Source organism: Xanthomonas hyacinthi (genome assembly GCF_009769165.1).
GTDB classification, from domain to species: domain Bacteria; phylum Pseudomonadota; class Gammaproteobacteria; order Xanthomonadales; family Xanthomonadaceae; genus Xanthomonas_A; species Xanthomonas_A hyacinthi.
Window position 1 is genome coordinate 127,395 of sequence record NZ_CP043476.1, and the last position, 25,818, is coordinate 153,212.

General features: G+C 61.6%; 22 protein-coding genes, 2 pseudogenes and 1 other annotated feature. Of the genes and pseudogenes, 8 read left to right on the forward strand and 16 right to left on the reverse strand.

The window, feature by feature from the left end; translation table 11 throughout:
• Nucleotides 1-33 precede the first annotated feature (33 nt).
• The 4 genes and pseudogenes from FZ025_RS00605 to FZ025_RS00620 all read left to right on the forward strand — a co-directional run bounded on the left by FZ025_RS00605 (nucleotide 34) and on the right by FZ025_RS00620 (nucleotide 2,991).
• Entirely contained in the window at nucleotides 34-282 is a 249-nt protein-coding gene (locus tag FZ025_RS00605) for a hypothetical protein (RefSeq protein ID WP_046981912.1), read from the forward strand.
• A gap of 124 nt (nucleotides 283-406) precedes the next feature.
• Nucleotides 407-1,655, forward strand: a pseudogene (locus FZ025_RS00610) (IS3 family transposase).
• Nucleotides 685-801, forward strand: a sequence feature (AL1L pseudoknot). It overlaps the preceding pseudogene by 117 nt.
• A gap of 78 nt (nucleotides 1,656-1,733) precedes the next feature.
• Nucleotides 1,734-2,162 carry a ParA family protein gene (locus FZ025_RS00615; protein WP_053057436.1) on the forward strand — a complete coding sequence of 143 codons (429 nt, stop codon included), beginning with the start codon at nucleotides 1,734-1,736 and terminating at the stop codon, nucleotides 2,160-2,162.
• Nucleotides 2,152-2,991, forward strand: coding sequence for a ParB/RepB/Spo0J family partition protein (locus FZ025_RS00620; RefSeq protein ID WP_158185504.1), 840 nt, complete (start codon nucleotides 2,152-2,154; stop codon nucleotides 2,989-2,991). The genes FZ025_RS00615 and FZ025_RS00620 overlap by 11 nt, the downstream gene beginning before the upstream one ends.
• On the opposite strand, the pseudogene FZ025_RS00625 reads toward FZ025_RS00620, so the two are convergent.
• Nucleotides 2,976-4,530 (reverse strand): annotated as a pseudogene (locus FZ025_RS00625) (IS3 family transposase). The gene FZ025_RS00620 and the pseudogene FZ025_RS00625 sit on opposite strands and share 16 nt — an antisense overlap.
• Nucleotides 4,531-4,621: 91 nt before the next feature.
• Between FZ025_RS00625 and FZ025_RS00630 the strand changes: the two are divergent.
• The 3 genes from FZ025_RS00630 to FZ025_RS00640 all read left to right on the forward strand — a co-directional run bounded on the left by FZ025_RS00630 (nucleotide 4,622) and on the right by FZ025_RS00640 (nucleotide 5,665).
• Complete coding sequence (locus tag FZ025_RS00630; RefSeq protein WP_046981242.1) at nucleotides 4,622-4,879, forward strand: transcriptional repressor KorB C-terminal beta-barrel domain-containing protein; 258 nt, start codon at nucleotides 4,622-4,624, stop codon at nucleotides 4,877-4,879.
• Nucleotides 4,880-4,962: 83 nt separating this feature from the next.
• Nucleotides 4,963-5,202: a hypothetical protein gene (locus FZ025_RS00635; RefSeq protein ID WP_046981243.1), complete on the forward strand. Its 240-nt coding sequence runs from the start codon at nucleotides 4,963-4,965 to the stop codon at nucleotides 5,200-5,202.
• A gap of 193 nt (nucleotides 5,203-5,395) precedes the next feature.
• Nucleotides 5,396-5,665 carry a hypothetical protein gene (locus tag FZ025_RS00640; RefSeq protein ID WP_046981244.1) on the forward strand — a complete coding sequence of 90 codons (270 nt, stop codon included), beginning with the start codon at nucleotides 5,396-5,398 and terminating at the stop codon, nucleotides 5,663-5,665.
• A gap of 62 nt (nucleotides 5,666-5,727) precedes the next feature.
• Here FZ025_RS00640 and FZ025_RS00645 read toward each other — a convergent pair whose 3' ends face one another.
• The 12 genes from FZ025_RS00645 to FZ025_RS00700 all read right to left on the reverse strand — a co-directional run bounded on the left by FZ025_RS00645 (nucleotide 5,728) and on the right by FZ025_RS00700 (nucleotide 16,745).
• A complete protein-coding gene (locus tag FZ025_RS00645) occupies nucleotides 5,728-6,240 on the reverse strand; it encodes a hypothetical protein (RefSeq protein ID WP_046981245.1) in 513 nt (170 codons plus the stop codon).
• Nucleotides 6,241-6,252: 12 nt separating this feature from the next.
• Nucleotides 6,253-6,636: a hypothetical protein gene (locus FZ025_RS00650; RefSeq protein ID WP_046981246.1), complete on the reverse strand. Its 384-nt coding sequence runs from the start codon at nucleotides 6,634-6,636 to the stop codon at nucleotides 6,253-6,255.
• A gap of 33 nt (nucleotides 6,637-6,669) precedes the next feature.
• Entirely contained in the window at nucleotides 6,670-7,002 is a 333-nt protein-coding gene (locus tag FZ025_RS00655) for a hypothetical protein (protein ID WP_046981247.1), read from the reverse strand.
• On the reverse strand, nucleotides 6,999-7,724 hold the full coding sequence (locus FZ025_RS00660; RefSeq protein WP_244292430.1) for an RHS repeat-associated core domain-containing protein: 726 nt from the start codon (nucleotides 7,722-7,724) through the stop codon (nucleotides 6,999-7,001). Before FZ025_RS00660 ends, FZ025_RS00655 begins: the two co-directional genes overlap by 4 nt.
• Nucleotides 7,724-8,698 carry a transglutaminase-like domain-containing protein gene (locus FZ025_RS00665; protein WP_244292431.1) on the reverse strand — a complete coding sequence of 325 codons (975 nt, stop codon included), beginning with the start codon at nucleotides 8,696-8,698 and terminating at the stop codon, nucleotides 7,724-7,726. Before FZ025_RS00665 ends, FZ025_RS00660 begins: the two co-directional genes overlap by 1 nt.
• 488 nt (nucleotides 8,699-9,186) lie before the next feature.
• A protein-coding gene (locus tag FZ025_RS00670) for an IS3 family transposase (RefSeq protein ID WP_104559073.1) occupies nucleotides 9,187-10,289 on the reverse strand; the annotation gives its coding sequence in 2 pieces (ribosomal slippage) (nucleotides 9,187-10,031 and nucleotides 10,031-10,289; 1,104 coding nt in all).
• Between the two features lie 137 nt (nucleotides 10,290-10,426).
• Nucleotides 10,427-10,792 carry a type IV pilin protein gene (locus FZ025_RS00675; protein ID WP_244292432.1) on the reverse strand — a complete coding sequence of 122 codons (366 nt, stop codon included), beginning with the start codon at nucleotides 10,790-10,792 and terminating at the stop codon, nucleotides 10,427-10,429.
• 68 nt (nucleotides 10,793-10,860) lie between these two features.
• Complete coding sequence (locus FZ025_RS00680; RefSeq protein ID WP_244292433.1) at nucleotides 10,861-14,157, reverse strand: pilus assembly protein; 3,297 nt, start codon at nucleotides 14,155-14,157, stop codon at nucleotides 10,861-10,863.
• 83 nt (nucleotides 14,158-14,240) lie between these two features.
• Nucleotides 14,241-14,771, reverse strand: coding sequence for a pilus assembly PilX family protein (locus tag FZ025_RS00685; protein ID WP_046981252.1), 531 nt, complete (start codon nucleotides 14,769-14,771; stop codon nucleotides 14,241-14,243).
• Complete coding sequence (locus tag FZ025_RS00690) at nucleotides 14,768-15,706, reverse strand: PilW family protein (protein WP_244292560.1); 939 nt, start codon at nucleotides 15,704-15,706, stop codon at nucleotides 14,768-14,770. The genes FZ025_RS00685 and FZ025_RS00690 overlap by 4 nt, the downstream gene beginning before the upstream one ends.
• Before the next feature lie 56 nt (nucleotides 15,707-15,762).
• Complete coding sequence (pilV, locus tag FZ025_RS00695) at nucleotides 15,763-16,257, reverse strand: type IV pilus modification protein PilV (protein WP_046981254.1); 495 nt, start codon at nucleotides 16,255-16,257, stop codon at nucleotides 15,763-15,765.
• A gap of 20 nt (nucleotides 16,258-16,277) precedes the next feature.
• Nucleotides 16,278-16,745: a GspH/FimT family pseudopilin gene (locus tag FZ025_RS00700; protein ID WP_244292434.1), complete on the reverse strand. Its 468-nt coding sequence runs from the start codon at nucleotides 16,743-16,745 to the stop codon at nucleotides 16,278-16,280.
• Nucleotides 16,746-16,960: 215 nt separating this feature from the next.
• Here FZ025_RS00700 and FZ025_RS00705 point away from each other — a divergent pair, with 215 nt between their 5' ends.
• Nucleotides 16,961-18,013 carry a sensor histidine kinase gene (locus FZ025_RS00705; RefSeq protein WP_104558835.1) on the forward strand — a complete coding sequence of 351 codons (1,053 nt, stop codon included), beginning with the start codon at nucleotides 16,961-16,963 and terminating at the stop codon, nucleotides 18,011-18,013.
• Here the strand turns inward: FZ025_RS00705 and ppnN are convergent.
• The 3 genes from ppnN to FZ025_RS00720 form a co-directional block, all read right to left on the reverse strand.
• The gene (gene ppnN / locus FZ025_RS00710) at nucleotides 18,003-19,391 is read right to left on the reverse strand and encodes a nucleotide 5'-monophosphate nucleosidase PpnN (RefSeq protein WP_104558834.1); all 1,389 of its coding nucleotides are present in this window, start codon (nucleotides 19,389-19,391) and stop codon (nucleotides 18,003-18,005) included. The two genes, FZ025_RS00705 and ppnN, sit on opposite strands and share 11 nt — an antisense overlap.
• 110 nt (nucleotides 19,392-19,501) lie before the next feature.
• Nucleotides 19,502-22,693 (reverse strand): TonB-dependent receptor, encoded by a 3,192-nt coding sequence (locus tag FZ025_RS00715; RefSeq protein ID WP_484606968.1) that lies wholly within the window; start codon nucleotides 22,691-22,693, stop codon nucleotides 19,502-19,504.
• 726 nt (nucleotides 22,694-23,419) lie between these two features.
• Nucleotides 23,420-25,801: a TonB-dependent receptor gene (locus tag FZ025_RS00720; protein ID WP_046977739.1), complete on the reverse strand. Its 2,382-nt coding sequence runs from the start codon at nucleotides 25,799-25,801 to the stop codon at nucleotides 23,420-23,422.
• Nucleotides 25,802-25,818: the final 17 nt, after the last annotated feature.

Sequence of the window (25,818 nt, forward strand, 5' to 3'; positions counted from 1 at the left end):
GGGACTTTTCTAAAGACGATTTAGGAGACGATCATGGGTAAGAACACGAAACAAACATCTAATCGCGTTGGAACTCTTGCTTCCGAGACCCTTCAGGACAAGCAGGCTTCTCAGGTGGCAAAGAGCCTTGCGGCATCGGCACTCGCGCAAAGAAGCGGCGCCAAGCAAACTGGTGCGCATATGGAGGATATTGCGTCCAAGGTGCTCCAAAGCGAGAAGTATTCCGATGCGACCAAGGAGCTAGCCGCATCTGTTCTGTCGCAATCCAACAAGGCGCGTTGAAACCTTCTAAACGCCGATAAGGCAGCCGGGGTGGCCTGAGCCCATGAAAAAGAAGGGGATGCCCTTGGGACATCTGAACCGCCCCGGGAATTCCGGAGGCTCCATTTCTTGAGAAGATGGAGCCATGAGCAGAGCAAGCAAGTTCTCCCCGGAAATCCGGGAACGTTCGGTGAAGATGGTCCTGGAGCACCAATGCGAGTACGAATCGCAATGGGCGGCGATGGTGTCGGTGTCGGCCAAGGTGGGCTGCACGGCCGAGACGCTACGGGGTTGGGTGAGGCAGCACGAGCGCGACGTTGGCAAGCGCGACGGGATGACGACCCCCGAGAAGGAGCGCATCAAGGCACTTGAGCGCGAGGTTCGCGAGCTGCGCCAGGTCAACGAGATCCTGCGCAAGGCATCGGCGTATTTTGCGCAGGCGGAGCTCGACCGCCCCTTCAAGCGATGAAGCAGTTCATCGATGAGCATCGAGTCGTCCACGGGGTCGAGCCGATCTGCAGGGTGCTGCCGATCTCCCCGTCGACCTACCACGCGCACGCGGCCAGGCTGGCCGATCCCGCGTTGCGCTGCGCGCGCGCGAAGACCGATGAGGCGTTGATGCCGGAAGTCCAGCGCGTGTGGGACGACAACTTCAAGGTCTACGGTGTGCGCAAGGTCTGGCGGCAGATGCGACGCGAGCAGTTCGACGTGGCGCGATGCACCGTACAGCGGCTGATGAAGCGGCAGGGTTTGCGGGGCGTCATTCGAGGCAAGACCGTGCGAACGACGGTGAGCGATCCGAAGGCGCCGTGTCCGCTCGATCATGTGAATCGGCAATTCAAGGCCGATCGGCCGAACGCGCTGTGGGTCAGCGACTTCACCTACGTCTCGACGTGGCAAGGATGGGTTTACGTCGCCTTCGTCATCGACGTCTTCGCCCGTCGCATCGTGGGCTGGAAGGCGTCGTCCTCGATGCAGACAGACTTCGTGCTCGACGCGCTCGAACAGGCGCTTTACGCGAGGCAGCCGGTCGGCCCGGATCGCCTGATTCACCACAGCGACCGAGGCGTTCAGTACGTGTCGATCCGCTACACGGAGCGGCTCGCTGAGGCCGGCCTGGAGCCCTCGGTAGGCAGCGTGGGGGACTCCTATGAGCGCGAAGCCTGCCCTCGGGGCACAACGCGCTGGCCGAGACCATCAACGGCCTCTACAAGGCCGAGGTCATCCATCGCAGGTCGTCCTGGCGAACGCGCGAGGAGGTCGAGTGGGCCACGCTCACCTGGGTCGACTGGTTCAACAACCGCCGATTGCTGGAGCCGATTGGGAATATCCCGCCGACCGAGGCGGAGGCCAACTACTATTCGCACTCCCCTGAGTCCGTCATGTCGGCGTGACTCAAACCAAGGGGCCTCCGGAAAACCCGGGGCGGTTCAGTTTGCGTAATCGACACTGCGCCCACGCATGACATTCGCATGAAGTCGGCCATCATCAGCGCAGATTTCCTCGTTGCACCAACGCAGCTTGCACAAGAGGCTATCGACGGAATCCGCTTCCTGGTGCAGAGCGTGACCCTTGCCAAAGGCTCCTTGAATCCGAACCTGACCTTCATCGGAATTTTGCCGAACCAGGTCATGGATACCCCGTTCCACAAAGAGAACTTGGCAATCATCGTTCAGCACTTCGCCAAGCTGCTCATTGCCTTGCCATCAGGTGGCTTTGCACTGATTCGCCGTACTACGGCCATAGAGGAATCCCAGGCCGAAGGTGTGCCGATCTGGAAACACGGCAAAACCAGCGCCCGCGATGCGTGGCGCAAGATTGAACCCAGCTTCGCCCATATCGCCGCAACGATGGGTGTCCTCAACAGCCAGGCACAAGGAGTTAATCATCATGGCAATTGACCTGACCGCTTTGGACTTCGCGCAGAGCGCGCTTTCCGATGCTGCTAAGCCAACTGCAAAGCCGGATGGCAAAGCGGTTGAATTCAACACCGCCGACATACGCGAAGACCCCGACCAGCCGCGCAGGGAGTTCGACCAGGCTGCACTTGAAGAACTGGCCGCAGACATTCGCCAGCGCGGTGTTTCGACGCCGATTTCTCTCCGGTCAGACCCGGAGGCGGCAGGTCGCTACATCATCAACCACGGTCACCGTCGCTATCGGGCGTCGATTCTCGCCGGGAAGACCACCATCCCTGCACACATCGCCGACGCGCACGACCCCTACGGTCAGATGACCGAAAACATGCAGCGCGAGGACATGAAGCCGCATGAAATCGCGGAGTTCATCAAAAAGCGCCGTGCGCTGGGAGAGAGCAATTCGTTCATTGCCAAGGGCCTGGGAAAGCCGCCGCGCTACATCACGGAGCATTTGGCGCTGGTGGACATGCCCGAACCACTGGCCACGGCCTATGCCGCCGGCAAGTCAACGTCACCCACGACCCACTACTACTTGCGGAACCTCTACGAGAAGCACCCTGACCAGGTGGCGACCTGGGTGAGCGATCAGTTGGAGATTACCCGCAAGTCGGTTGACGACCTGGCCAACGAACTCGGCGGCAAGAGCAACAAGGCGAAGCCAGAAGCGGCAGCACCGAAAGCACCCGATTCTTTACGCGTTGGCATCGACAGCGAACGCGGCAACCAAGGCAAAGCAGTTCAGCCGGCGAAGCCTGCTGGCGAGGCCGGTGCATGTCAAGATAGTTGTCGCCTGATTCATGCGGCTTCTTGAGTTTCAGTGGCTGCCGCGACGGCGGCCTCCTTCTCCGGATTCAACGCGACGGCAGTGATGCGCTCCCAGTTCCGGGTTCGACCGCTCCAGCGTGCCGGGTTGGCCTGACGTGCTTGCTGGTACAGCCCATGACGGGCCTGGAGGATGGCCAGGTCCTGTCCGGCGTGCCGCTGCTCGGGGCTGACATAGCCGATGCTGCTGTGGCGATGCTCGACGTTGTACCAACGTACGAAGTTCGCTGCCCATTGGCGCGCGCCGTCGAGGTCGGCAAAGCCGGTGGCCGGGAACTCGGGGCGGTACTTGGCGGTGCGGAACAGCGATTCGACGAAGGCATTGTCGTCGCTCACGCGCGGGCGCGAGTACGACGGCTTGATGCCCAGCCAGTACAGCATCGCCAGCACGGTGGTGGCCTTGAACGAGGCGCCGTTGTCGCCGTGTAAGACCGGGCGGTGTGCGGGATCCTGAAGCACGATGTTCTCGGCCAGCGCCGTGCGCCTGACCAGGTGCGTGGCATGTTCTGCCCCATCGCTGTCGTGCACCTCCCAACCGATGATCTTGCGGCTGTACAGATCCATGATCAGGAACAGGTGGAACCAGCGACCTGCCACCTCGGCCGGCAAGTAGGTCATGTCCCAGCACCAGACCTGGCCCGGCGCCGTGGCGATATGCGTGCTCGGCGCCCGGCTGGGGCGCGGGGCGCGAGCACGGCCGCGGCGGGCGTTCTGGCCGTATTCGCGCAGGATGCGGGCAAAGCTCGATTCGCTGGCGATGTCGCGGCCTTCGTCGGCCAGCATCGGCACGATGCGCGCCGATGGCATGTCGGCAAAACGCGGTTCGTTGGCGACGTTCAGCACTTGAGCACGCTCGTCCTCGGTCAACGCATGCGCTGGGCGCTTTCGTACCGCGTGTGGACGTCGATCGCCAGTGACCAGACTGTCATTGGACCTCCATCGTTGCAGGCTGCGGACATCGATGCCGGCAATGCGACAGGCCTGTCCCAGCCGGGCACCATCACGGGGGGCTTGTTCGATGTCGGCCACCAGGCTTTGACGATCTTCCAGAACGATCATTCGTCCTCGCCTTTGCTGAAGATCGTCTCGAGTTTTTTGACAGCACCAGCAACGCGGCCGTCTCGGCCAGCGCCTTGTCCTTGCGCCGCAACTCGCGCTCAAGCTCCCGGATACGACGCCGGTCCTGTTTGTCCTGTCGAGTATCGGCTCCAATCTCGCCAGGCTCGGCCAAGCTGCGCTGGGCCGCCTCGCGCCACCGCGTCAGCTCTTGCGGGTACACCCCGTTGCTGCGGCACCATGCACCACGCGAAGCCTCGTCCAGGCTGGCCGTCGTCAACACCGCATCGAACCGCGCCGCCGACGTCCACAGCCGCTCACGTTGCGGTTCGGCCAGCGACTGGCTCAGCCAACGCTCCAGCGTCGCTTCGGAGACGCCACTCTCCCGCGACACATCGCTTACCGCCGCGCTCTCCGGCGGCAGCAAACGCGCCACCGCCCTGTTCTTGAACTGTTGTCCGTATCGTGCCACTTCAACCTCTCGTCATCGCCCCTTGGCTTCGGATCCTATCGGGGCGACAACTATTCTGACGTAGGGGGAGGCCAAGCCGGCACGGCAAGGAATGGCGGACGAAAGCGCGCCCATAGCCAAGGCCAATTTCCGTCCGTTGTTGCTGATCGAGATTGACAGTCGGACTGCATCCGTCCGGTTGAAGAAGCTGCCTTCCCGGCCAGGCTTGTTGCGTATCCGGTACGAGGACGACGCCACCGAGGCCGAAGTCGAAGCCATCCGCTGCAAGATTTTGTCGCTGGAAGACGGCGGGGAGGCGGTTCTTCCCTTCGTAGGGGCAGATGCGGAGCCAGCCAGGGCCACCGGATGACGGTTGCTCTGGCGCTGCTGGGTTGGGATGGCCGCGCAGGGTGAACCATCCCAACCCAGCAACCCCAAACAGGAGTGCCCATCATGAAGACCCTAGCCGCCTGGCTCTATGAATCCTTCCCCGTCTTTCAGGAATGGTTTCCGATTCCCGCCCTCTTCCTAATAGCCCTTTATGCTCTGGTTGCACTCATCGGGCTGGCTATCGCTGCATGGCTGTTCTGGAAGTGGTTCAACAGCGGCCTAGACGGGATTCCCGATCCGGTGTACCCGGTCATTCAGCGTGTCGTTGTTGTCCATGAGCATCGGCATAGCCGCGACGAGTAAGGCCTAGCGATCACGTACAGATTCCGTGTTGTCAACCTGATGACCCGAACCGCCCGCAAGGGCGGTTTTGCTTTGTGCGGTAAACTTTGGAAGCGCTGAATTTCTACATGTAGAAAAGCGTTTGAGGACTATTGCAGGATAGGCCGAGGGCCGCAAAGTGGTACCACTTTGCACGTTTCACGTGGAGGATCGAATGACGTACACCTACGAGCAGGTACTGGCCTACGAAGTGGCCAGCGAACTCGCCAATACCCACATCGCGGATTATTCGGCGGCGATTGGCGAGGAGGAAGAAAAAGCCTGTCCTGACCAGGCACGGATCGACCAGCTTCGGGACTCATCCCTAGCTATCGCATTAGAGCGCCGCAGCCTCTCCATGACAGACGATGAAGCTGTTGCTCGGTTCATCGCCAAGTACAGGCGCGAGCCGTCTTCACGGGCCGCAGAGGATGCGCCGAACTGACCGCCAGCCATTCTTGAATTGGAACTGGCGGACGTGCGAGCGAGTTAGCACATCGCTTGGGATTAAACCGAGCCGCTGAGCGGCTTCGGCTTGAATGAATTGTTGGGGCCCATCCAACGTGCCCACACGAGATAGAACACCGTGGCCCCGACTAAGCCGTGCAACGCAAAGCCGGCGATAGATTGTAAGTAACTGAGCCAGCCATAGAGAGTTGGCTCACCATCAATCACGAAGTCCACGTACTTGCCGTACCAATTGCCGCCGGAGGAAAAACCCGTTCCATATCCGGGGCCGCGCCAGCCGATAAAAATGCCTCCGGCAATAGCACCTGCGAGAGCGAGCGGCCACAACCGCAGGCGCTGAGTGCGGTGTAGAAAGATGGTTAGAGGCACGCCAAGGACCAGCACGAACGGTGCCGCAAAGAGAACGGCCATGAGGCTCATGAGCCCGACTTGGTCCCACGGAAGGTCAGCGCCCTGTGCCAGAGCCGGAACGAAGACCCAAACGAACAAGACCAGCGGTTGAACGACCAAGGCTGACAAGGAAGAAATCAAAGCGGCGAGAAAAATACGCATGGGCCCTAATAATTAACTATCGCCAGCCCTTTGATTGTTCGGCCTAACAACCAACCAGAACGTCGCGGCGGCTATCGCGCCAAAGACGGCCGATATTGCAGCAATTGCGATGGAAGACGCGCTGGCTTGGCCAGCGTTTAGCGTCGGAAATACGAAATGGGTCACCACAGCGCCCACAAACGCGCCCGCAATGGAGTAAGGCCACACACTCGTCCATCCGATCCGCTGAAACAGCAGATGGATTGGGAGCCCGAGAACGATCATTGCGGGATACGCAAACATCGCAATCAGTTTCAACGCCCAGAGACCTTTCCCGGCATTTCCCAAGAGCGATAGCGCCAGCATGAGTAGGCCGGGTGCCAGCGGGGCCAGCACAAGGCCGATTAGTACGCGCATATTAGTTTCGTTGCCGAAAGCGTGTAGCAAGCATTAGGTAGTAGCTTTTCGCCTGGCAGAAAGGAAGGCGAATGTCGCCAGGAAGTGGATCGCAGGGAATAGCACTACATAAATGTCGAACCCCGCACCACTCCGTAGGCGATGGGGAACGAACCCCAAGCCAAAAGCAGCCAAGCTGGAAAGGATGACGATGCCCGTGAGGGTTGTCCTGACTTGGGTGCTGAAAGCATTGAGGTACATGGCCATGTACCACAGCGCACCGAACACTCCATACACGAGAATTTCTTGATCCTTCGTATAAAGGAATATCTGGGCCAGGTAGAGGGCGAGCGACGCCAGTAATGAACTGATTGCTAGCACTTTCATGGTTGCTGGGCTTTTCTGGTGATGTCTTCCGCGCTCTGCGTCCACACTTCTCTGGATTGGTTGTTCTTGGGATCAAAGGCGCGTTGCAGGAAAGAGTCGCCTTCGCCATACGTAACGATATTCTGCGCGCCGTTCTGGCCGGGCTGAACCATTCTCAACACGACGCCCCAGGTGGCGGCATGGTCGCCGGTAGTGACATTGAGAACGGCGTTACCGCCGCTTTGCAGGGGCACTTGATACGACATTACGTTGTCCTGCCCCGTCATCCTGCTAATAGCGTTATTGGCGTTCACGTCGATCTTATTGCCCTGCAAGGTGGCTGGTTTGTCTTGCATAGGCGTAGGGTTCTGCACCAAGGTGTTGTTCAACTTTTGGCCGTACGCAGCATCGCCACTCCCGCCTCCATTGCTGAATCGATATGAGTGATGGAAGGTGGAGTCTTTCTCGCTGATACTCGCGGGAAAACCTTCAGGCCTGGGAAAGTTCACGGTGGGAAGGTTGCCGCCAATCGGAACCAACTGGCAGGTGTTGCCGGCACACTTGATGTCGCGTCCATCCGGGTCAACGAACTTGTAAGGGTTGTTCGCGGCGTAGCTGTAGCGGTTGAAGTTGGCGCCCGTATTCGGGTTGGCTTTTACGGGATCGTTTGATGCGCCAGCAGCGCCGGCGACCAGAACCAACGTCACCAGCATTGCGTTAGTCAGTGCTTTCAGCTTGTGCATCACCCGCCTCCTTGTGCTTTCGATTTCTCTTCTGCGAAGCGCTTCAGATATTTGTCCCAATCGGCTTTAGTCCACTCTCGCCAACCAAGTGTCTCGGCCTTGGAGCGCCACTCGCTGATGTTTCGGTTGTAGGAAAGAAATTCTGCTTGCTCTGCTGGTGGAATCTGCTCAGCCAGTGGATACCTACTTCTAAAGCGCTGATCTACCAGGAGGGCGTATGCGTTCGCTTTGAGCGTCATAGCCGTCACATCCTTGGGGTCGGCTGCCAGGATCAAGTCGATCACTTGTAGCGCCTGTTCGGGCTGGTGCGTTTGCAAGTAATACGGTGCCAGCACGGCAGTGGCAAATAGCGAAACCGATTCCTTCTGCGAGAAGGGCCGCAAGAAAACACCGTTTTCTAAGGCAACTTGCGAAATATTCAAGGCCTGCTCATAGCCGCCATCATCATGGAAGAGGCCACTGGTGGCGTCCAGATTCGTCCAGGTACCTTGTTCTTCATCGCCGTATTTGACGATCAAATGGTAGGGGGCCGTTGTCATCGTCATGGGCAACCCAAGCTTTTGCCCAAGCAGAACAACTGCGATTGGCATGATGACGCATTGCCCTTTGCGCGTGACCAGGTAGGTGGACAACAGCGACTTATGGATGTCTTTGCCGTATGGATCGCTGTAGTCGTAGCCGAACGGCCGATGGTCGTTCCAAGGCCCTGGCTTGTAGAGCGTCGAAACCAGGATATTCGCCTTGACCTTGTTGGAGGCACCAGGCGGAAAACGAGCGCGCACCTTGGCCGCCAACGTATCGAGCTGGCGCAAGGTACCTTCCACGTCCACTTTGGGATCGACCATATGGTCGATGGTGACCTTGGCTCTGGCCAAGTCGATTTGACCTTCCCGCTGGCCTAGCAATTGCCGCAGCGTCTTAATATTTGCAGCGGCCGCGGTGCCGGCGGATTTGGTGGCCGCGATCGCAGGCACGCAAAGCAAAGCCAAGCATGAGCCCAGCATCCCTGCTATTAGAATGACCCGTTTCCCCACATCCCCCTCCCTAACCCCTAGCCAACTCTAGCGCCAAGCGGGGCCTTCGCGCCACGCATTGGGAAGCCTCTGAAGGTACGAATGCGGTACAGCGCGCAACTTCTGCGCATTGGTATAGGTTGGCGTAAGTTGATGTTTCTAAAGTAATTTGGCTTCACGCACCTTGGCGTGCCTTTTCGTTATTTATCAGTAACTTGTTGATTTGCAAGGAAACTGTTAATCAGGGGGTCGTTGGTTCGAGTCCAACTTCGGGCGCCAGAAATATCAAGGGCTTGCGGATCATCCGCAAGCCCTTTTTTGTTGCGCCGGAAAAATTGCCGGAAAAATTCGCCCGTTTCAAGGGCCGTTGGCCGCGATGCTCGGATCAGCGAACGCCAGCTCGTCTTCTTCCGCCGGCGACGTCCCCCCGCCCTGAGTAGCAGCCAGGTTTAGAGTCCGGGGGTAATGCTATCGGTGTTGGCAAGATGTTGGGCATAGGCAGCCGGTGTCATGCCGCCGATTGCGTTCTTGGGTCGGTCCTCGTTGTATTCGCGTCGCCAGCGTTCGATCTCGGTGCGCGCGTGCAGCAACGTCGGGAACCAGTGCTCGTTGAGGCATTCGTCGCGTAGCCGGCCGTTGAACGATTCAACGTAGGCGTTCTGGTTCGGCTTGCCGGGCTGGATGAGCCGTAGCTGCACACCATGGGCATGCGCCCAGGCGACCATCGCCCTGCCGCAAAACTCCTTGCCGTTGTCAGTGCGGATCACCTTCGGCAAACCGCGACTGTGTGCCAACCGATCCAGCACGCGCGTCACGCCGTGCCCGGAGATCGCGCGCTCCACGTCGATGGCGACCGCTTCGTGGGTTGCGTCGTCCACGATCACCAGGCACTTGAGCACTCGAGCTTCGGCGGTGCGGTCGAACACGAAGTCCATCGACCACACCTGGTTAGCCTGCGATGGCCGCAGCAGCGGTTGACGCTCGCCCACCGGTACCTTCTTGCGCTTGCGGCGGCGCACTTGCAGCTGCTGCTCGCGGTACAACCGCTCCACCCGCTTGTAGTTCACGATGCGTCCTTCCTGTCGCAGTTTGAGATAGATCATCCCCACGCCATAACGGCGATGGCGATGCGCCAACGCAAGAATGCGCGCGCGCAGCTCAACGTTGCGGTCTTCGCGCGGGCAGTAGCGCAGCGCACTGGCGCTCATGCCGATCGCTGCCAAGGCGCGGCGCTCGCTGGCACCGCACCCGATCCACTCGCGCACCAGCGCACGACGCGCCGGTGCGCTCACCACTTTTTTCGCAGCGCATCCTTGATCAGGTCGTTCTCGAACACCTGCTCGGCCAGCAACTTCTTCAGCCGCGCGTTCTCGGCCTCCAGGTCCTTGAGCCGTTTGGCATCGGGCACGCTCATCCCGCCGAACTTGCTGCGCCATAGGTAGTACGAGGCCTCACTAAAGCCATGGCGCCGGCATAGGTCCTTGATCGCCACGCCCGCTTCGGCCTCACGCAGGAAGCCAATGATCTGTTCTTCGGAAAAACGCTTCTTCACGTCCAATCTCCTTGGGGTAGGGAATTGGACTCCAAACTGGGGCGCTACTCAAAGTTGGGGGGACGTCGGCTTCTTCTCCATCCCTAAAAATGTAACGGATGAATGTCGATTCGGCCTAGTAGCAGCAACCTACATCTTCACCAGCACTCGCTTGCGCTAGCGGTGCCGCTGGCAGTGCGAACCCCTGTCTGGTTCAGACCCAGGGTGCCGCACTTGGCATCGCGCTGGAGAGCGGTCGGCACCGCCTGGATTGTGAATGTCTTGGCGTCCGGCACTCCACTGAATTGCACTGTATAGAAATTCCCCAGCCCATCGCAGACGGCGGGAGCGGCGGCACCGACATAGGTCAGGCGCGTCGTGTAATAACGCTCCATCAGCTGCGCGCGCTCCTGCAGGCAGGCGGCCGCCGCGGAACGTCGCGACTTGATCACATGCTGGGTATAGCTGGCGTAAGCGATTCCGGCAAGGATGCCGATGATCGCAACCACGATCATCAGCTCCATAAGAGAAAAACCATGCTGCACGCGTGTCGCCTCAGTTCGCCGCCGGATCCTATCTGATATCGCCATGATCAATCCCCTTTCTTCACTTCGCGCCAAGAGACACGCCCGACATTGCGAGCCTCCGGGATTTTCAAATTCGCCATGCTGCCTGATGAACCGCCAACCGTCACCAAGCCATTCAGCAGGCTTGGCTGGGTTGTCATGCCTATGCCCGGATTGACTGAACCGACAGGAAGCTTGGTTCCGCTACCCGACGCCAGCGTGTCATCACTGAAATTACCATTGCCGTTGGCATCGAAGAACGGTGAACTTGTGCCAGTGCCAGTGAATGCGTCCAGCGCATTCAGATAACCGATGCCGTCTGGGGTGCACGCGCTGGCGGTCGGGATCACGCTGGAGAACACCAGCACATCGCTAAGGAGTTGCGGACCGCTGACGACGCGCTCCCCTTCAACCGTTCCGTTCGGTGGCGTCAACAGGTCCACATACCACCCCTTGGACCCGGCAGGCAACGCTGCGTTTGCCTGGAACGAGCGCAGCCCGCTCGAGGTCACCACCAACGAGCGTGATGTCAAGTTGGCTGCCGTGCCAGAACGCGACTTCGCCGTGCCATCGTCAACAAAGCCGTAGATGGTCTGTACCGCCTTGTTGGTCATGTCGCCGCTGGTCATCAGCCGGCCCGTGCCGAAGAACACCCATGTCTGGTACGTGGTCGGATGCATCGCAACGGTGAGCCCGCCGGTGATTGGCTGCCGAGTTGCGGGCGTGGCACCGGTGTAGGTCGCGCTGAAGATCGGCGCATTGCCGGAGACGCCCCAGCTGGCAGACGTTGTCGCGCTCAAGTTGAACTTCCAGACGTTGCCCAGCATGTCGCCCGCGTAAACGTAATCCACGGTACCGCTGCCGTCTGCATCCCAGCCAACCGATTCGGATAACCCATTGGAATCGGCAGAGTCGGTCACAGCCGAGCCGATACCGGTATCGATTTTCCTGATCAGCGCGCCCGTATCAAGATTGTAGATGAACAGCACGGCGCGGCCGTTGGTGCTATTGAGCCCATTACTCACAATCAGCGCGGTAACGCCGTTGTTGAGCTTGGTGATGAAAGGCCTGGCCTGCACCAAGCCCATGTCGGCGTCGGAAGTCCCCGCTTCCCACTTGAAATTGGCGGCAGTGAAGGCAGCTGGATTGGTCACGTCTAGCGCGAACAATCCCTTGCCCCCCTTGCCGAGCGCTGCGACCAAGATGTTCTTGTTCGGCGTCTGGGTACGACTGGATGCCACGACCGGACCATCGACAAAGAACCGGTGCGCGTAATCGGGTCGACTCAAAGTGTTCAGATTGGCCAAACTGATGCCGCTTGGAATGAAGCCAAACAGCTCGACACCGGATGCTGCATTGAACGCGTGCAACATGCCGTCGTTGGCGCCGACGTACAAGGTATCGGTGTCGCTGACGTATGCCGGCGATGAGCTCACGATATCGCCTAGCACCTGGACACGATTACGCAGGGACCCGCCATTTTGTAGTTCCAGCGTGCGGGTACCACTGATGTAGGCTGCATTCTCAGCGCCGGTCACCGGGTAATTCGTGGTCCCTACCCGTTCCAATGCGGCAGTCTGTGCGGCGGTCGGAAAGACCGCGCCGGCGGTCCCGTCGGATGTGAATATCTTGCGATTGGTGGCCGGAATGCGCTCGGATGCTCGCCAGCTCGCCGTCGTGGCGACCCCACTGGCGCTCACTGCGTACGCGGCGACATCGCCGGTCCACAAACCGGACTTGTAGGTCGCCTGAAACAGGCGAGTGCCTGAATTCAGCGACGTGGAGCTGGCCGAAACGTTCGAGAACGAGCCGGTGCGCTCCGTAATCGCTGACAGCGCCGAGGTGATGCCCTGAACAAAGCCATCCGGATCAGTCGCCACCACAAAATCGCCGCGACCGTTAATCGTCGCATGCCACAGGTCGTCGATGTTGACGATACTATTGTTACTGGTCGCCGGCCACGACTTGGTACCGGCGGTAATGGCAGGAAGGTCAGTTGCCGGATTCAACGTACCCTTCTCGCCGATCGAAATACCGAAGGTCACCATATGCTGCCAAAATGCCGGGTCGGCATTAGTGGTCGGAACATTGTTCTCCATATCCGTGCGCAGGTCGTTTTTCCAGTAGCGCATGGCCACGTCGGCCAGATTGCCTTGCCCACCATAACTGTCCGCACTGGCATACGGGCGCACAGGCTCATAGGTATAGCTATCGTTGTTGGCGTTGGTAATCGTCGCGCCCGCGACATTATCCTGCTCGCCCGACTGGCCGGTGTAATTGGATTCGTTCCAGTAACCGTCAGTGGTGAGGATCGTGAAGTTTTGCCGGCAGGTGTACTGGTCAGCGCCGGACTGAGGGCCGTAGGCGCCACTTGCCGAGCCCGAGCTGAAGTACTCGCCTGCACGCGTCAGCGCACCGCGCAGCGGCGTCGTCGAACTGGTTCCTGGGACTGTATAGAGTCGATCGAACCACTGGGTCCGATTATTATTATCCCCATTGACTCCGCTCGGGTCGTCGAACAATCCGTCGTTGCGAGAAACGGGAATCGGCGCGCTTTCGGTGATGCTATTGCTTGAAGCACCAGCACCCTTATTGATGGTACGAAAGCCGACACGAATATTGCTACCCAGCGAACTAAACGCCTTGCCGGCCCCCGCCTTGGCGATCTTGGCCCGGGTACGGTGATAGGAGTACCAGATGGCGTAGTTGGTGCGCTCCGCAGCTTCGGTACGAAGCCCACCCAATGGGGTGAGATTGATGCAGCCGCGCCAGGCAAGGGTGTTGGCCTTGGTATCGGTGGAGCACCCCATGCTCCCGGCGTTGCTGGGGGTATTGCTCTTGGTATAGGTCTCGTATGTCGCCTGGTAGATCTTGCTGTCCGTAAGAATCTGATAACGATAGTAGTTTGCGGGATTCGCCAAATAAGTCTCGCTTGTCGCCGACGTATCCTTCGGAACGTAGAACGTCTGAACCGCACTGGCGAGGTTGATCGTCGTCCCCCTCGCCAGCGCGGCATCGCTGTAGACGCTGCCATATGTCGCGGCATCGGTTCTCAGCGTTCCGGTGGAATCCACCCAGGGCGTGTAGGTCGTCGCGGGGTTGTAGTAAATCGTGTTGCGCGTATACGCCTGGCTGGCGATGTTCGGCGACGACGTCGCAGGCACGGCGTCCGGCATATACGTGCTCGACATCGAACCCGAATCATCGAGGATGAATAGAACGTTCGGCGGAATCCTGGCGCCCGTGGTAAGCGGCTCGGTTGGAAGCGTAATGGCAGCATTTACTGGGATCGCCAGCAATGTCGCAAAGTAGGCGCACAGCACCGGAGTGACGCGTTTGAGCAGGCGCCGGTGCCATAAGCGCTGTGGGTTTTTGTTGGACCGAGGCCTACACATGGCGAACTCCGTTACTGAACGATGTAGTTGGTCTGCAGCATCACGGTCGCGCGTCCCTCTGCCTCGGCGAGTGCGGTGATGCGGAAGCGAGGCGCGAGACACTGCGCGTCGATCGGGATCTTGCGATCACAACCTGGCCACGTGGGTGCATCTCCTAGGTACTCGATGATGTACTTGGCGTTCGGCATCGGCACCCCGTCCTGCGCCAAGTTATTACTCGCGGCCTGCCAGTCGGTGAAGCTGGTATTGAGCCAACGATCGGCGTCGGTCGCGACAGGCGAGCTGCAAACTCCTTGCGCACAGCCCGAGGACGGCACCGCACTGCTGGCCGTGACTTTCGCTACAGCTTCCGCCTGCCGCAGCGCCGACTCCGCCGCCTGGAACCCCAAGCTGCGGTCGTAGAGGTTGGCACTCATGCGCTCCTCCAACGTGGTGTTGCGCAGCACCGCCAGGCCAAGCAGCGTCATCACCAGAAGCAAAATCAATACGACGACTAGTGAGGCACCACGCTCGGCGGCTAAAAAACGGAGGCTTGGGCTCATGGATTGCGGTTCCGTAGGCTGACGACATGGATCAACTGGCGTTGGATTGCCTGGCCGCCAGTTCCGGTCCCATCGGTACTGACAAGCTGCAGAGTGATGCGCGCGGCGGTGACATTCGCCCAGTCGCCGGCAGCGAGCGCCGTCGCCGCCCGGTAACTGCTCTGCCCACTAACCAGATACAGGACGCTAAGGTTGCTGACGCCTTCGGCGACCTCCTGTGTGGTCACCGTGCCATTGGCGGTGGCAACCTGCTGATACAGCGATGGCCCGTTGGCGCCGTTGCCGATGTACCACCGCGTCGCGTGCAACCTGACCACCACGGCGCTCGGCGCGGCGTAGGTGAACACGGTACCCGCGCCACAGCTCAACGGCACTCCGAGTCCCGTGGTGCAATTGCCGGGGGTGCCCCCAGCAGCATGGAAAATGTTCTGCCCAGCGACGCTGGACACCTGGAAAATCGACGCCTGCCGAGAATCGCATGCCACCGCCAAGTCGCCAGAGGCAATGCCGTGGCTCGCGGTATTAACGGTGAATTTGGCCCCGACCGGGTCATGGACGGAGATCGTGGCGGCGTTTTCGTCCGCAGCGAACAACTGCAGGACCTCGGTATTCGTCACGCGTTGCGTACTGCCGCTACCGGTAGCAAGACCGGTCGCCACCTCCGTTGGGCCGTAGCCGCGGAACGCATCGCCCCACTGGTTGATATTGCTCCACCAGTTCGACGCGGAGCTGTTGAGCACGTTCGCCAGCGGCAGGTTATTGACGCAGGGATTCCCTGCGGCCTCGCGCACGTCACGCGACATCAGTTCGAACGCGGTACGCACCCCCTCTTGCACCCTGCCAAGGTTTTCGGTGGCGCTATAGGTTTGGCGGTTGGAAATGAATATGCCGATCGCCGCTCCGACCACAAGCAATCCGAGCACCATTGCAATCATCAATTCCACCAGGCTGAAGCCGGCCCCCTTACACGGCAGTCCCCCACGCATCGCCCTCATAATTGAACCTTGGTCAAGAATGTCTGCGTGGCACTGCCCTGAGCGAGCTGGCCGTTACCTGCGTTGGTAGCGCGACTGTCGTCCCAACGCAGACCGATCTCGCAAACGCCGCCGTTGCAGTTGATGCTGCCGCAGGCGGCTTGATCGGCCGTACCGTCAACCCCCAGTGTCGCACGCCAGCCTTTGACCCATTGGGCCTGATCGAGCGCCGCCAGCGATCCGTTGCCGTTGGTCGCGCACAGGTAACCGGCCGTGTTGTAGGTACCGGCAAGCGCCGCGTCGCGGTTGGCGCGCATCGCGTCCAGCATGGTGTAGGTGGAGATTACCGCCTGGCTACGCTCCAGCGAGCTTTGACTGTTGCGTAGGGCCGTGGCCTGCATTGCGGCAACGCCGAGCAGACCGATCGCCATGACCAGCACCGAGATCATCACTTCGATCAGGGAGGCACCGCTCTGGCTGGGCGCTCCCCTGGTGGAGAATGCGGATGTCATTTTTATCCTCTTGCGGGCATTCACTGACAGGTGGCCGACTGCTGCCGCACCGCTACGCGGGAGCCGTTGGCCAGAGTGACGACACGGGCATTTTCTGAAGGCCGCTGGGTGTTCATGCACACGGTGACCGCGGCGGTGGCCAGCATCCCGTCGCTACCGCGCGCCAAACCATCCGAACTGAAGGTAATTTCCGAGACGTCGCTGCTTATCGCGGTCCTGCCGCTGCTCGTCGTGTCGCGGAGCACTTCGCCACTGCCATTGATCCGCGTGATCCATCGCCCCCAACCGGCGGCAGCGGAACAGGCGGCACCATCGACCGACGGACACAGGGTGACCTTGCGGTTGAGCCGGATCGATTCGGAACGGGTGTACTGAAGCGAAGCGACCAACTCGTTGGCCTGGCTGGTCAGCCGGCTGCCGTTGATCAGCGCAGTAAAGCTGGGCACCGCGATCGCCAACAGCACCGCCGCCACCGCGATGGTGGTCATCAGCTCAATCAGACTGAAACCGACAGACCGCCTAGCCGACGGTCGCGGCGCCCCTCTGCCGCTACACTTGTGCATAGGAGATCCCCGTCCCCATTATGATGCGCACACCGTAGTACCTACACGCTTGGCAGCGCCAGCACATACCGACAAGCGGCCCCATCTTTGTCATAGACGGAACGCCAGTCGGCATTGCCCCCTCTCGCCCGGTAACCCGCATGCTCGACCAGTCCCACCCTGCCCGCCCGTCGCCAGCCACTCCGCTCGATTTGTTATGGCAGGCGCCGGTGATCTCGTCGGTAGTGCTGACGGGCGAGATGCTGGCGGCTGTCCTGGCCCTCGCCCCGGGAGTCGCGGGCAGCCGCTGGATCCACTTTGGCCTGACCTCGCTGCTGATCCAATGGATCAGCTTGCTGACGCTGGCCACGCTGTATCTGCTGCGCAGCAAACTCGGCCGGCTGCGCCCCAACGCGATCGCCAACCTCGCCCTGTTGATCTTGCTTGCGGTCACCGCCGCAGTCTGCACCCTTGCGTGGGCGGTGCTGCGCCATCTGCTTCCACGTCATGCGGACAGCGGGCTGGCGCTATGGCTACAGTTCAGCGGGATCGCGCTGACCGTGGGCCTCCTGGGGCTGACGGCACTCCAAAGCCACTGGAAGGCGCAGCAGCTTGCGGTACGCACCAAACAGGCAGAACTGGACGCACTGCAAGCGCGCATCCATCCGCATTTTCTGTTCAACACGCTCAATACAGGAGTTGCGTTGGTACATCAGCAACCGGAGGCGGCCGAGCGCCTGCTGCTGGACTTGGCCGATCTATTCCGAGCAGCGCTCGGGGGGCCCAGCGAAGTCAGTCTGGAGCATGAGTTGTCGCTCACCCGCCGCTACCTGGAGATCGAAACGCTGCGCTTCGGCGCGCGCCTACAGGTGACATGGCTGCTGCCCGCGCCGCTGCCCTTGATCCAGGTGCCGACGCTGGGAATCCAGACGCTGGCGGAGAACGCGATCCGGCACGGCGTCGAGCCGTCGGCCACCGGTGGCGTGGTGACCATCACCGTGCGCCGCGTCGACGGCATGCTGCAGGTTCGGGTCGCCAACGATTTGCCGACTACGCCGTCCAAGGACAGTACCGGCCATCGCATCGGCCTGAAGGCGGTACGCAGCCGGCTGCAGCATCTTACCGGCGGCGCGGGCCGAGTCGACACCATGATAGAGGATGGTCGCTACATAGCGACCATCACGCTGCCTGTGCCTCAAGGCGTCAGGCCATGACCCGATAACAAGGCCGATACTCGCCGGAAATCTTCATCCGGCGCTGTTCGACGAAGGCGCGCAGCAGTTCGTCCAGAGCCTGCATCATGTCCGCGTCGCCGTGGATCTCGAATGGGCCGTACTGTTCGATGCGGCGCATGCCGTCTTCCTTGACGTTGCCGGCGACGATGCCGGAGAAGGCGCGGCGCAGGTCCGCCGCCAGCGCGTGTGGCGGACGCCCGTGATGCAGGTCGAGCGCGGCCATCGCCTCGTGGGTGGGCACGAACGGACGCTGGTATTCCAGCGGAATGTCCACCGACCAGTTGAAGTAGAACGCGTCCTTCTGCTCCTTGCGGTGCATGCGCACCTGCTGGATGCCCTCGGCCATCTTGCGCGCCACCGCGATCGGGTCGCCGACCACGATCTGGTAGCGCGAGGTGGCCGCCTCGCCCAGGGTCAGGCGCAGGAAGCGGTCGATCTGCTCGAAGTACGGCGCGGCGATGGTCGGGCCGGTCAGGATCAGCGGGAACGGCAGGCCGCGGTTCTCGTCGCGCAGCAGGATGCCGAGCAGGTACAGGATCTCCTCGGCGGTGCCGACGCCGCCAGGGAACACGATGATGCCATGGCCGATGCGGACGAAGGCCTCCAGGCGCTTCTCGATGTCCGGCATGATCACCAGATGGTTGACGATCGGGTTCGGCGACTCGGCGGCGATGATGCCCGGCTCGGTGACGCCGATGTAGCGGTTGTCGTGCTTGCGCTGCTTGGCATGGGCGATGGTGGCGCCCTTCATCGGCCCCTTCATCGCGCCCGGGCCGCAGCCGGTGCAGATGTCCAGCCCGCGCAGGCCCAGCTCGTAGCCGACCTGCTTGGTGTACAGGTACTCGTCGCGCGAGATCGAATGCCCGCCCCAGCACACCACCAGGTTCGGATCGGCAGGCTGCAGGATGCGCGCGTTGCGCAGCTGCCCGAACACGGCGTTGGTGATGCCTTCGCTGGATTCCAGGTCCGCCGCCGAGTCGGGACCCAGTTCGATGGCCATGTAGGCCAGGTCGCGGACCACGGCGAACAGCAATTCGGCCACACCGTTGATGATCTTCCCTTCCACGAACGCCATCGCCGGCGCGCTGAGCAGGTCGATGCGCACGCCGCGGTCGCGCTGGGCGACCTGGATGTCGAAGTCGGGGTACAGGTCGCGCGCGGCGCGCGGGTCGTCGGAGGCGCTGCCGCTGGTCAGCACCGCCAGCGCGCAGCGCCGCAGCAGTTCGTGCAGACCGCCGCTGGAGGCATCGCGCAGGCGCGCCACTTCCGCGCGCGAGAGGATGTCCAGGCCGCCGCGCGGATAGATCCGCGCATCCACTACCGGCAGCGCCCGCGCCGCCGTATTGCTCGTCGTCATATCGAAATTCTTGTCGTTGTCGTCAGCGGCGACTTTAGCGTCAGCCCCCGCAAAAGAAAACGGCCGGGTCGCCCCGGCCGTTCGCTTTCATACATGCATCGGCGCCGCGCTTAGAACTGGTAGCGGAAGCCCAACTGCATGGACCACTGCGACACACCGACGTTGAAGCCGTCGGCATCCGAATTCGCCGCGGTCGGCGAGCTTGCGCCCGTGTAGTTGTATACGTACTTGCCCTGGTAGATGCCGGCAAGACGCGCCACCGAGGCATCGGCGTAGAAGCCGTAGTCGACGATGTGGCCCCAGTCCTTGTTGATCAGGTTACCGACGTTCTGGATGTCCAACCAGATCTGGGACTTGTGACCCTTGAAGAAACCCGGCAACTCCTGGCTGATGCGAACGTCGAAGGTGTTGATCCAACCGGTGCGGAAGCCGTTGGCCGGCGCGTAGCTGCCGGCGTACTTGGCCAACTGCGGGTTCGCCGCCAGCCACTGGTTGAAGCGAGCTTCCATCGCCGCATCCGCCGTGAACACCCCGGCCGCGCTCACGCTGCCGAACAGCACGTCGCCGTTCGGGACATAGAACAGGTCGTTGTAGGTGCGGCCGTCACCGTTGAAATCGTTGTTGAACACGTAGCTGTAGGGACGGCCGCTACGGCCTTCATATACCAGGCCAACGCGGGTCTCGTAATCACCGAAGAACTTGTGCTTCCAGTCCAAAGAGCCACTGATGCGATCCTTGATCTCGTAGCGCGAGGTGCTCTCGGTGTTCGAGTTCACGTCGAAGGCGTACTGGTAAGCCCAGCCCGAACTGGCGGTGGAACTGGTCAGCGGACCGACTTCAGTCGCGTGGGTGTAGGTATAGCCCAGGGTCCAGGACCAGTCGCTGCTTTCGCTGAACGGCTTGGTCAGCGAGACCGTGAACTGCGAGGTCTTGCCCTTGTCGGTGTTGTCGATCAGGTAGACGGCGTCATAGTTGCTGTAACGGCCGGAGCGGCTGGCAGCCGAGTTGCTGCCGGTCTCCGACGAGGTCCAGCTGACCTTGGCCGGGGTCCAGTACAGGGTGCGGCCGTCCGGACCGGTGTAGCCATCACCGAGGTTCAGCGCCTGATAGTACAGGCCGTCCTTGACCTTGGTCAGCAGCACTTCGGCCGACGCGACGATGCCGTACCACGGCAGCTCGCTGTCGATGGCCAGATTCGCCTTCCACAGCGACGGCTGCTTGAAGTCATCGCCGACGAAGTTGACGCTCTGCAGCCTAGAACCCTGTGCGGTCGGGGTCGGCTGGTTCAGGCCATCCGGCGAGAACGGCACGGTCGGATCGTAGGTAGCCTGGTTGTACGAGGTGTAGTTCAGGCCGGTGCTGGAGTAGCTGTTGCCGACCCACACTTGCGGGGAGTCACCCTGGAACAGGCCCACGCCACCACGCAGCTGCATCGGGCGCTCCGTGTCGAAGCTGTAGTTGAAGCCGAAGCGCGGCTGGATCAGGAAGTCGCCGTTGAAGAGCTTGCTGTTGTTGTAGCCGAAGGTGTTCGACGCCGCGGCGTTGTAGGTCGGCGACGGGGTGGTGTCCGGACGGTCACCACGCAGGCCCAGGGTCAGGGTCAGGTTGCTGTTGACGTACCAGGTGTCCTGCACGAACAGGCCGAGGCTGTTGTACTTGTAGTCGGCCGGGATCGAGCCAGGCGAGGTCTCGGCAGCCAGGCGGTAACTGGACCAGGTGCCGGCGGCGAAGTTGTCCAGGCCCTGGAAGATGTAGCTGCCCCAGCCGTTCTGGGCGAAGTAGTTATAGATCTCGTTGGTGCTGTAGTCCACGCCGAACTTCAGGTCGTGGTCGCCCAGCGTCCAGGTACCGGCACCGTAGTAGTTCCAGGTCTTGGTCGTCAGGATGTTGTTCTGCGAGCTCAGCTCGGTACCGAGGTACAACGAATCGGTGCCCTGCTGGATCTGGATGCTTGGCGCGGTGGTCGGGGTGTTGCGAATGGCCGAGTAGTCGCGGTAGGACACCTTGAACTCGGTCGAGAAGTTGTCGCTCCAATCGGAGAACAGCTGGCCGACGTAGCTCTCGATCGACTTATCGTGCTGGTACCAGTACGAGCTCAGCGAAACCGAGCTGCTGTTCATGCCGTTGATGCGCAGCTTGCTCTGGTCGAGCTTGCTGTAACGGACGCTGGCGCGGTGGTTGTCGCTGATATTCCAGTCCAGCTTCAGCGCGTACTCTTCCAAGTCGGTGTTACCGTTGCTGTTCAGCGAGCCGGCATCGATGCCGTAGCTCTGGGCGATCTGCTGGGCGCGGGCGATATAGGCGTCATTGATGACCGCATTGGTCTTGCCATACGCGGTGCTGGCCAGGTCGGCGCCCGGAGCGCCCTGCTCGAACTTCTCGTAGTTAGCGAAGAAGAACAGTTTGTCCTTGATGACGGGGCCGCCCAGGGTCATGCCGTAGGTCTTTTCCTTGGTGAAACCGTTGAACGGGGTCCCGTCCGGGTTGTCACCAAACCAGTCGCCGTCGCGATAGCTGCCGTACACCGAACCGTGGAATTCGTTGGTACCGGACTTGGTCACCGCATTGACGGTGGCGCCGGCGGCGCTGGCGATGCTGACATCGTAGTTCGACAGGTTGATGTCGAGGGCTTCGATGGCTTCCATCGACACCGGCTGGCGACGGGTCGCCATATTGTTTCCTTCCAGGCCGAACGTGTCGCTCGCGGCCACGCCGTCGATGTTGACCGAGTTGTAGCGCGGGTTCAGGCCGCCGGCCGAGATGGAGCCCGAGGCGCGGTCAACGAAGGCCACGCGCGGATCGAGGCGCATGTAATCCTGGATGTTGCCGTTGATCGACGGCAGCGCCGAGATCGTTTCCTGGCTGATCTGGGTGCCCGAGCCGGTGTTGGTGGCGCGGAACACTTCCGAACCACCGGCCACAGCAACTGCGTTGACCGTCTCCAGGGTGGTCAGGTCGCCGGTCAGCGCCGCATTGACGCTGGCGATCTGGTTGACGCCCAGATACACGCTGTCTTCGGTCTTGGTGCCTTCGCCGGGCTTGGTGATGGTGATGGAGTACGGGCCACCGACGCGCAGGCCGCGCGCGTTGTAGCGGCCGCTGGCATCCGTGGTGGCGCGGCTGACCGTTCCCGATTCGACGTGGGTGATGGTCACGTCGGCGCCGACGACCGGCTGGCCATCGTGGGTGACCAAACCGCCGACGCCGGCGGAGGTGCTCTGGGCGAACACGGGGGCGGCGGCGAGCGCAGCAACGAGGCCAAGGGTGAGCTTGGACATCCGGAGACGGCGGGGTTGGGTCATTGCAATAGCCTCAATGGAAGTTGACGAAATGCGCATAGCCCGCCGTCCTGGTAGGCGCACGGCAGCGGAATGCGGTTCGTGCCCCCTTGCTGGATCCCCCGCAAGGGTTAACGTGAGGTTAACACGATAGGGTCGATTTGTTGCCAAAACGTGACAGATTGGCACAAACGGACATGACACGACATGGGGCGCAGTTCCTATGGCGATGCCAGCCACTGCGTGACCACGCCGCACATGCCGTCGGACCTGTGCCGCGAGCGCAAGTGGCGCGTGCATTGGATGGTTTTGGCCGATGGCGGCGGGCGCGAAAGCCGCGCTCGCAATCGTTGGCTCGCGTCGGGAGCGGACACGGCAGTCCAGCGGCGCCTTCCGGACCGTCGGGTTTGTAATTCGGCAAGCGCATCGCTCGCCTGCCCCGGCCGGGCTTACGCGCTCGCAAGCCGGTTCCGCACCGTAACCGGCGGCGGCTCGCTCTCCGGCACCCCGCATGGTGCAGCGAGCCCCCTCCCAGCAAGCACCCGACTGCCCCGGAAGGCGGCTTGGCGAGGCCAGCCATGGACCACGATCCGATACGGATCCGATGCCGATATCCGCACACTGCGAAGCGTCCGCGCGGCCTTCGCGGCGACTTGGACTGGTGCAAGGCCGCAAACGCAAACGGCCGGGGCTAGGCCCCGGCCGTTTGCGTTGCTTGCGTTGTCCAGCCCCGCGGGGCCTGGGCTCGCCTCAGAACGAGGCGCCGAAGGTCACCGCGAACGCGCGCGGCTCCAGCACCGAGTAGTACGGGGTGCCGGTGGACACCACGTCCGGGTAGTCGCTGGCGCCGGACGCCGCCAACACCTGCGTGGTGCTGGCCCAGGTGACCGCCTGCTTGTCGGTCAGGTTGTACAGATTGAGCTTGATCGACGGCTTCTTCAGCCAGCCCCAGTCGGCGAACGCGTAACCAGCGTCGGCGCCGAAGGTGGTGTAGCCCCCTACCCGCTCGGTATTCATGTAGTCGCCGTAGCGCGCGCCGGAGTAACGGCCCTTCAGCGCGACCCAGAAATCGCCGATGCCGTAGCTCAGGCGCAGGTTGGCCAGGTTCTTCGGCGTATTGGCCAGCTGCTTGCCGCCGACCGCGTAGTTGTAGATGCCGCGGGAGGTGCCCACCGCCAGCGTATCGCTCAGGATCTTGGCCTGGGTGTAGGTGTAGGAGCCGTACAGTTTGAGATTGTCGGTGATGTTGTAGCTGGCCTCGCTGTTGAAGCCGCGCATGCGCACCTTGCCGATCGAGATGTAGGTGGTCAGCGCCGTGGTCTGGTCGTAGCTGGACATCTGCTTGTTGCTGTAGTTGCTCTGGTACAGCATGCTCGACAGCGAGAAGCGGTCGCCGTAGTAGCGCCAGCCGAGGTCGTGGGTCCAGGCCGATTCCGGCTCCGGGATCTCCTGCGCAGCCGACAGGTTCACCGAAATCGAATTGGTCGCCGGCACGCGGAAAGTCTTGGCCACGCCGTAATAGAACTGGTTGCGGCTGTCCGGCGCGTACTTGATGCCGAACGCCGGCAGCAGCTTGCTGTAGCTGCTGTCGAAGTCCACGCCGATCTCCTTGGTGCTGTCCGGCCACTGGTAGTTGTGGCCCTTGCGCGTGGCATGGATCCAGGACACGCCGTAGTTGACCGCCCAGTCGTCGGCCGGGGTCCAGTTGTCCTGGATGAAATACTTCTGCACGTCGGTCACGGTGTAGGTGCGGTAGCTCTGCTGCACCTGGCCGTCGGCGTAGGTCAGGAAGCAAGCGTCGCTGTCGGCCCAGACGTCGCAGGCCTCACCGTTGGTCTGGTCGGTCTTGACGATGCTGTTGTTCTGGCTCTTGCGCGAACGGTCGTACCACAGGCCGTAGACCAGGTTGTGGTCCATGCCGATGTCCTGGAAGAACTTGGCGACCACGCCCGGCCGCACGGTGCTGGAATAGGAATAGGTGTAGTCGACGTCGCGGCTGCCGCTCACGCTGCTGGAGTAGCCATAGACGTTGCTGCTGCTGGTGGACGGGTACACCGACGCGGCGCTGGAACCGCCGCCCTTGCCCCACCACAGATACGGCACCACCGACAGGCGCAGGCTGTCGCTGAAGGTGAACTCGCCGTCCAGGCTGACCAGCAGGCTCTTGTACGGGTTGCGCCGCAACTTCCAGTAGGACTGGTCGGCCGAGGTGCCGCCGCCGCCCCAGGTATCGTTGTAGTCGTAGTCGTAGTCGCTGGCCAGCTGCGCCTTGCTCGCGGTGTTGTACGAGTAGTTCGACTGGCGGTTGTACTGGAACGAGGCGCTGATCGAGTTGCCCGGGCTGATGTCCCACACGCTCTTGCCGTCGATCTTGTTGACCGACATGTCGCCGTTGCCCTTCCACTTGTCGGCGCTGTTGGTCGAGTACGACAGCCACGAGCGCAGCGGGCCGGTATCGCCGGTGTTCACGCGCACGAAGGTGCGCCGGTAGTCGTTGCTGCCGAAGCTCTGGTTGAAGTCCACGCCGAACGCGTGGCTCGGATCGATCGTCGCCCAGGCGATCTGGCCGCCGGTGGCGCCCATCTCCGGCTGGTCCACGTTCGGCGTGCCCTGGGTGACGGTGATGTCGTTGTAGTTCTCGGCGTCGCCGTATTCGGTGGCATAGACCGAGTAGCTGCCGCTGTCGGTCACCGGCGCGCCGTTGACGGTGATGCCGATCGCCGAGGAGTCGAAGCCGCGCAGGCTGTAGTTGCCGTTGTTCAGTCCGGTCACGTCGCTGGTGGCCGCGTCCACGCCCGGGATCGCATCGATCATCTGGGTGAAGTTGCTGCCGCCGGAGGCCTGCGCGATCGCCTCGCGGGTCACCGTGGAAATCGCCTTGCTGGCGGTCTGCACGGTCATGTTGCCGCCGCCGAGCACGTAGCTGCTCTTGTCGGCGCTGACGTTGATCTTGTCCAGCTGCTGCACGCGCTTTGTCTCGTAGGCGGCGGTGGTGTTGGAGGTGCTGGAGGCGGTGACGCGCTGCTCCGCATTGTCGGTGCCGGCGTCCTGGGCCAGGGCCGGATGCGCCGAAAGCGCGGTCGCCAGCGCCAGGGAAAGAGTGGAAATACGGTGTGCGGAACGGGACTTCATCGGGCGAACGCCTCTGT

Bases quoted from the DNA above. Each gene is read 5' to 3' on its own strand.
- FZ025_RS00605 (WP_046981912.1), top strand. From the start codon at position 34: ATGGGTAAGAACACGAAACAAACATCTAATCGCGTTGGAACTCTTGCT.
- FZ025_RS00615 (WP_053057436.1), top strand. From the start codon at position 1,734: ATGAAGTCGGCCATCATCAGCGCAGATTTCCTCGTTGCACCAACGCAG.
- FZ025_RS00620 (WP_158185504.1), top strand. From the start codon at position 2,152: ATGGCAATTGACCTGACCGCTTTGGACTTCGCGCAGAGCGCGCTTTCC.
- FZ025_RS00630 (WP_046981242.1), top strand. From the start codon at position 4,622: ATGGCGGACGAAAGCGCGCCCATAGCCAAGGCCAATTTCCGTCCGTTG.
- FZ025_RS00635 (WP_046981243.1), top strand. From the start codon at position 4,963: ATGAAGACCCTAGCCGCCTGGCTCTATGAATCCTTCCCCGTCTTTCAG.
- FZ025_RS00640 (WP_046981244.1), top strand. From the start codon at position 5,396: ATGACGTACACCTACGAGCAGGTACTGGCCTACGAAGTGGCCAGCGAA.
- FZ025_RS00645 (WP_046981245.1), bottom strand. From the start codon at position 6,240: ATGCGTATTTTTCTCGCCGCTTTGATTTCTTCCTTGTCAGCCTTGGTC.
- FZ025_RS00650 (WP_046981246.1), bottom strand. From the start codon at position 6,636: ATGCGCGTACTAATCGGCCTTGTGCTGGCCCCGCTGGCACCCGGCCTA.
- FZ025_RS00655 (WP_046981247.1), bottom strand. From the start codon at position 7,002: ATGAAAGTGCTAGCAATCAGTTCATTACTGGCGTCGCTCGCCCTCTAC.
- FZ025_RS00660 (WP_244292430.1), bottom strand. From the start codon at position 7,724: ATGCACAAGCTGAAAGCACTGACTAACGCAATGCTGGTGACGTTGGTT.
- FZ025_RS00675 (WP_244292432.1), bottom strand. From the start codon at position 10,792: ATGGAGCTGATGATCGTGGTTGCGATCATCGGCATCCTTGCCGGAATC.
- FZ025_RS00685 (WP_046981252.1), bottom strand. From the start codon at position 14,771: ATGAGCCCAAGCCTCCGTTTTTTAGCCGCCGAGCGTGGTGCCTCACTA.
- FZ025_RS00690 (WP_244292560.1), bottom strand. From the start codon at position 15,706: ATGATTGCAATGGTGCTCGGATTGCTTGTGGTCGGAGCGGCGATCGGC.
- pilV (WP_046981254.1), bottom strand. From the start codon at position 16,257: ATGACATCCGCATTCTCCACCAGGGGAGCGCCCAGCCAGAGCGGTGCC.
- FZ025_RS00700 (WP_244292434.1), bottom strand. From the start codon at position 16,745: ATGACCACCATCGCGGTGGCGGCGGTGCTGTTGGCGATCGCGGTGCCC.
- FZ025_RS00705 (WP_104558835.1), top strand. From the start codon at position 16,961: ATGCTCGACCAGTCCCACCCTGCCCGCCCGTCGCCAGCCACTCCGCTC.
- ppnN (WP_104558834.1), bottom strand. From the start codon at position 19,391: ATGACGACGAGCAATACGGCGGCGCGGGCGCTGCCGGTAGTGGATGCG.
- FZ025_RS00715 (WP_484606968.1), bottom strand. From the start codon at position 22,693: ATGACCCAACCCCGCCGTCTCCGGATGTCCAAGCTCACCCTTGGCCTC.
- FZ025_RS00720 (WP_046977739.1), bottom strand. From the start codon at position 25,801: ATGAAGTCCCGTTCCGCACACCGTATTTCCACTCTTTCCCTGGCGCTG.